This window comes from Roseiarcus fermentans (genome assembly GCF_003315135.1).
Lineage (GTDB): Bacteria > Pseudomonadota > Alphaproteobacteria > Rhizobiales > Beijerinckiaceae > Roseiarcus > Roseiarcus fermentans.
On sequence record NZ_QNRK01000085.1, the window covers coordinates 1 to 1,544 of the forward strand.

The 1,544-nt window shown below is 68.8% G+C and carries 1 protein-coding gene; it reads right to left on the reverse strand.

From position 1 onward, the window contains the following. Positions 1–316: 316 nt before the first annotated feature. Entirely contained in the window at positions 317–1,438 is a 1,122-nt protein-coding gene (locus DFR50_RS31100) for an IS110 family RNA-guided transposase (protein ID WP_170153464.1), read from the reverse strand. Positions 1,439–1,544: the final 106 nt, after the last annotated feature.

Below are 1,544 nucleotides of genomic sequence, written 5' to 3' on the forward strand. Positions count from 1 at the left end.
GGGGGCGAAGCCTGTTGGACGTCGGTGATCAAACTCTAATACGCGGGTTTGTTCCGCATGTCCGAGTTGCGTCCGGGGCTGCTCCGCGTCTTCGTTCGGGCGTCGATGCGTCGATCGGCCACTTGCAATCCTCGGGAGTTCCCCTGCCGGGGCTTCACCCCCGCCGCTGCGCAATATTTGTCTCATGTCCGGGTCGTGTCGCTCCTTGGTTGGCGCCGGTCAGTCAGCACGACGGCGCGGCGGGCGCGACGCCGTGGGGCGCATGAAGCCGCTCGCGAAGCGCGCTCCCAAATTGCGCTGTAGCGAGCGAGCGGCTTCATGCGGCGGCCTGCTCGGTTTCGAGCGCGCGATGGATCGCCCATATGAAGCCGGCCAGTTCGCGTGCGACCGCGGTCACCGCGACGGTCTTCAGTTTGCCTTTGCGGATGAGCGCGCGATAGCGCGCGGTGAGCCGGGTCTGGGCCTTCCAGGCGATCCGCCGCGCGGCCGGCGCGGCCGCCTCGACCCGCGCGAGCTTGGCCGAGCCGATCCGCGCCGGAAAGCGGTAGCACCACGCGCTCTCGATCAGGGCCTTCCGCGCCCGGCCGTTGCCGGCCTTGGTGATGCCGAAGCGGCGGATTCTGTCGCCGGTCGAGGCTTCGGAGGGCACGAGCCCCAGCCAGGCCATCAGTTCGCGTGGGGTCCGGAAGCGCCCGAGGTCGCCGACTTCCGCCAGGATCGTGGTCGCCGCGACGAGATCGATCCCGCGCATCGCCATCAGCGCCGTGACCATCGGCGCCAACGACCAGTCGGGAACGGCCTCCTCGATCGCCTTCTCCAGCCGGGCGACACGCGCTTTCGTCTCGTCCATCGCGGCGACGAACTCCTCGAAGGCGACGCGCTGCTCGAGATGGGCGAAAGCCTGGCCCGCCAGCCACTTCCGATGCGCCCCGCCCCACGTCTTCTTGCCGGGATAGACCCGCCCCAGCCGCAACAGGAAGGCGCCCGTCTGCTGACGCTTGACCCGGAGGTCGAAAGCGGCCGCCGAGCGCGCCCGCACCAGGTCGCGCATCGCCTCGTGCCGTTCATCCGGCGCCCAGACGGCGGTCAGTTCGCCGGCGCGCAAAAGGCGCGCCAGATTCAGGGCGTCGCGCCGGTTTGTCTTGACCCGATCGCCCGGCCTGCGAGGGATGAGGGAGGGCGCCACCACCCGGCACTCATGCCCGAGCTCGCCGATCAGCCGGTAAAGACCGTAGCCGGTCGGTCCCGCCTCGTAACAGAACGTCAGCTTGCCATGCATGGCCGTCAAGCGCCGAACCAGCTTCGTCACCGAAACCTCGTTCGCCTCGATCTCGCCGAGAAACCGCGCCTCCTCCGCGCCTCCGCCCTCCGCCAGCGCCACCGCAATGCTCGACTTGGACACATCCATGCCGACGAAAACTCCGCTATAGTCCGTCACGGCTCGTCCTCCTCGCGTGAGGCTCTACCCGGCCTATCCGAGCAACCCTCGCAAGGCGCATCGAGGACGGGCCGCCCCGCCTCCGCAAGGACATACAGTCTTCGTC